The organism is Kitasatospora sp. NPDC047058 (genome assembly GCF_040643935.1).
GTDB lineage: Bacteria > Actinomycetota > Actinomycetes > Streptomycetales > Streptomycetaceae > Kitasatospora.
In genome coordinates this window covers 1-3,394 of record NZ_JBEYVJ010000591.1, presented here as the reverse complement: position 1 = coordinate 3,394, position 3,394 = coordinate 1, and the positions used below count along the sequence as shown (strand labels likewise).

The 3,394-nt window shown below is 74.4% G+C and carries 5 protein-coding genes; 1 reads left to right on the top strand and 4 read right to left on the bottom strand.

Features of this window, described 5'->3' with window-relative positions; translation table 11 throughout:
• From ABZ885_RS37930 to ABZ885_RS37915, 4 genes are all read right to left on the bottom strand, one after another.
• The coding region (locus ABZ885_RS37930; protein WP_360199259.1) for an ANTAR domain-containing protein at positions 1-348 on the bottom strand (348 nt) is incomplete at its 3' end.
• Positions 341-664 carry an STAS domain-containing protein gene (locus ABZ885_RS37925; RefSeq protein ID WP_360199257.1) on the bottom strand — a complete coding sequence of 108 codons (324 nt, stop codon included), beginning with the start codon at positions 662-664 and terminating at the stop codon, positions 341-343. The genes ABZ885_RS37930 and ABZ885_RS37925, both read right to left, overlap by 8 nt.
• Positions 665-801: 137 nt before the next feature.
• The gene (locus ABZ885_RS37920; protein ID WP_360199255.1) at positions 802-999 is read right to left on the bottom strand and encodes a hypothetical protein; all 198 of its coding nucleotides are present in this window, start codon (positions 997-999) and stop codon (positions 802-804) included.
• Between the two features lie 210 nt (positions 1,000-1,209).
• Positions 1,210-2,127: a SigB/SigF/SigG family RNA polymerase sigma factor gene (locus tag ABZ885_RS37915; protein ID WP_360199253.1), complete on the bottom strand. Its 918-nt coding sequence runs from the start codon at positions 2,125-2,127 to the stop codon at positions 1,210-1,212.
• Between the two features lie 309 nt (positions 2,128-2,436).
• Between ABZ885_RS37915 and ABZ885_RS37910 the strand changes: the two genes are divergently transcribed.
• Positions 2,437-3,394: SDR family oxidoreductase (locus ABZ885_RS37910; protein ID WP_360199251.1), on the top strand; the 958-nt coding region annotated here is incomplete at its 3' end.

Sequence of the window (3,394 nt, the reverse complement as noted above, 5' to 3'; positions counted from 1 at the left end):
CCACGGGATGATCTGGCCGACCACGCCCAGCGGCTCGTGGAAGTGGTACGCCACGGCCGCGGCGGGCCCGGCGTCCTCCAGCGGCACCGCGAGGCCCACCAGTCCGGCCGCGACGTCCGCCAGCCTGCGGTTGGTGTCCTGGGAGAGCTGGACGAGGTGGCCGAAGGCCTCGTCCGGGGTGCAGCCCAGCCGTTCGCTGAGCATGCCCTTGGCCTGCTCGATGACGCCCCGGGTGCGCATCGCCCGGCGCAGCCCCTCCACCTCGGCGCGCAGCCGGTCCACGGCCTGCCGCAGCACGGTCGTCTCGTCGGCCTGGGCGGCCCCGGCGGAGATCCCGTGCTCAGGCACAGGCCGCCACCACATCCGGGTAGAGCGGCAGCACCGCCGCCACCCCGCTCAGCTCCAGCACGTCCCGGACCCTCGGCACCGCGCCGGCCAGCCGGAGCACGCCGTGGCCGGCCCGGACCCGCCGGGCCGCTCCCAGCAGCACGTTGAGGCCGGTGGAGTCCACGAAGCCGACGGCGGCGAGGTCGACGACCATCCGGACGGCTCCGCCGTCCACCAGGACGTCGAGCAGCCTCCGCACCTCAAGGGCCGCGTAGTCGTCGAGATCGCCGCTGAGCGGCACCACCGTCCAGCCGTTGACCTCCGGGAAGTCCTTCATCAGGTCACCCTCGACGCCCGGGCGGGCCCGCGGCCGGATGTGCCCGCGCGCGCTGGACCCGGTTCCTGCACTCCGGTCCGCCTCCAGGCTAGATCCGAGGTGCCGCCGGGTGCGAGCCGTCCCGTGGCCCCGGGATCTCACTTCCCGGCCCGGTCCTCCGCCTCCGGTGGCTCCCCGGGTGCCTTCTGCTCGGCGACGGGTGTGCCGGCCCGGACCGTCTTGACGGTGTCCGGCGGCCGTGGGGGCGGTGCGGGCTGCCCGCGCCGCGCCGGGGCGCCGTCGTCCTCGTGGTGCAGCGGGACGCCGCCGGCGCCGACCTGCGGGAATGCGTTCATGATGTCCTCCTCCGGTGCGGGCCTCAGGACCGGGCCGGCAGTCCGTTGATGCCGTCGCCGGGGTGGCCCGAAGACCTGCGCGACGTCCCAGGCGGGCAGCCGTTCCAGGATGTGGTCGGAAACCTTCGACTCTCGTCCTTCATCCCGACGGCCCCCCGCAGCGCGGGTGTCCGCTGCGGGGGGCCGGAAACGTCCGACGGGAGGGGAGGTTCAGCCGGCTTCCGGCGGGTCGTCGGCCCAGCCGGGGGCGTCGTGGTCCTCCAGCTGCTCGCGCAGCCGGGCGAGGGTGGCGGTGAGCAGCCGGGAGACGTGCATCTGGGAGACGCCGATCCGGTGGGCGATCTCGGACTGGGTCCAGCCGTCCCAGAAGCGGAGCTTGAGCACGGTCTGTTCGCGTTCGGGCAGGCCGGCCAGGAGCGGGCGGACGGCGGTGCGGAAGTCGGCGAGTTCGATGCCCGGGTCGCAGGTGCCGAGCCGGTCGAGCAGGGCGCTGCCGGCCTCGTCGGTGTCCTGCTCGCGCAGGGCGTCCAGGGACCTCGGCCGGTAGACGCGGCCGGCGATCAGGCCTTCGACGGTCTCCTCGACGGTGAGGTGCAGCTCCTCGGCGATCTCCTCGGGGTGCGGAAGGCGGCCGAGTTCCTGTTCGATCCGGTCGGAGCCGCGGGCGACGGTCAGGTAGAGCTCCTGCATGCTGCGCGGGACGCGCACCGGCCAGGAGGTGTCGCGGAAGAACCGCTTGATCTCGCCGGCGATGGTGGGGATGGCGTAGGTGACGAACTCGACGCCGCGCCGCGGGTCGTAGCCGTCCACCGCCTTGATCAGGCCGATCGTGCCGACCTGGAGGATGTCGTCCATGTCCTCGGCCCGGTGCCGGAAGCGGGCGGCGATGAACCGGACCAACGGCATGTTGAGTTCGATGATCGTGCCGCGGACGTAGCTGTACGCGTGGGTCTCTTGGGCCAGCCCGGCCAGCCGCTCGAACAGCGCGTCGCTGAGCTCGCGGGCCTCGGACTTGCCCATCGCCCGCAGCTGCGCCTCGGTGGGCTTCGGCGGCAGGCCGGGCGGGGTCCCGGACGGCGTGGCGGCGGCCGGACGAGCCGGACCGCCGGTTTCGACGGTGGTGGACACGGTAACGCTCCTGGTCATGGGGGTGAACGCCCGACGTCGCTGGCGGCTCGCGCTCGCGCGTCACGGGGTTCCTTCCCGAGGACTCGTGCCCGGCTTCTTCAAGCGACGGTCCCGGTGGCACCCGGTGGGGGTGCGGAAGCGGACGGTCATCGCCGTGACCGCTTCGTAGGGTTCTTACCCGACATACGACATTTGATTCCGGTCATTTGGGACATGTTTCGTCACCCGGAGTGGCCGGAAAGGGAGGCCGCAGTCCGGAGACCGACCACCGCGGCGTTTCGGCGGCGCCCGCCGGGCAAGACGCCCGCCATGACTCCCCGCGTCCGCCCGAAGCCCCGCACCGCCCGCCCGGAACCCCGCACCGTCGTCATCACCGGCGCCAGCGCCGGGGTCGGCCGGGCCTGCGTCCGTGCCTTCGCCACCGGCGGCGACCGGCTGGTGCTGGTCGCCCGCGGGCGGGCCGGGCTGGACGCGGCCGCCGCCGAGGCGGAGGCGGCCGGCTCACCGGCGTGCACCGTCCAGGCCGACGTGGCCGACCCGGCGGCCTGCGAGGTCGTGGCGGCCCGCGCCGAGGCGGAGTTCGGCCCGGTCGACGTATGGGTCAACGACGCCTTCGTCTCGGTGTTCGCGCCGTTCACGGAGATCGGCCCGGCGGAGTTCCGCCGCGTCACCGAGGTCACCTATCTGGGCTACGTCAACGCCACCCGGGCCGCGCTGCGCCGGATGCTCCCGCGCGACCACGGCACGATCGTGCAGGTCGGCTCTGCGATCGCCTACCGGGGCATCCCGCTGCAGACCGCGTACAGCGGCGCCAAGCACGCGCTGCAGGGCTGGCACGAGGCGCTGCGCTGCGAGCTGCTGGCCCGCGGATCGCAGGTACGGGTGACCATGGTGCAGCTGCCCGCGGTCAACACCCCGCAGTTCGACTGGGTGCTCAACCGGCTGCGCGGCCGGGCCCGGCCCGTCCCGCCCGTGCACCAGCCCGAGCTGGCCGCCCGCGCGGTGCGGTACGCGGCCGACCACCCCGGCCGGCGCGAGTACTGGGTGGGTGCCAGCACCGCCGCCACGCTGCTCGCCAACGCCGTGGCGCCGGGCCTGCTCGACCGCTACCTCGCGCGCACGGGCCTCGACGCCCAGCAGGAGGACCGGCCGCCCCGCTCGGCGGACACGGCCAACCTGTGGGCGCCGGCCGACGACACCGACGACCACGGCGCGCACGGCCGCTTCGACGCCGAGGCCCGCGAACGGAGCGCGCAGCTGTGGGCCT

Excerpts from the sequence above, each read along its gene's own strand:
- ABZ885_RS37925 (WP_360199257.1), bottom strand. The coding sequence starts at position 664 with ATGAAGGACTTCCCGGAGGTCAACGGCTGGACGGTGGTGCCGCTCAGC.
- ABZ885_RS37920 (WP_360199255.1), bottom strand. The coding sequence starts at position 999 with ATGAACGCATTCCCGCAGGTCGGCGCCGGCGGCGTCCCGCTGCACCAC.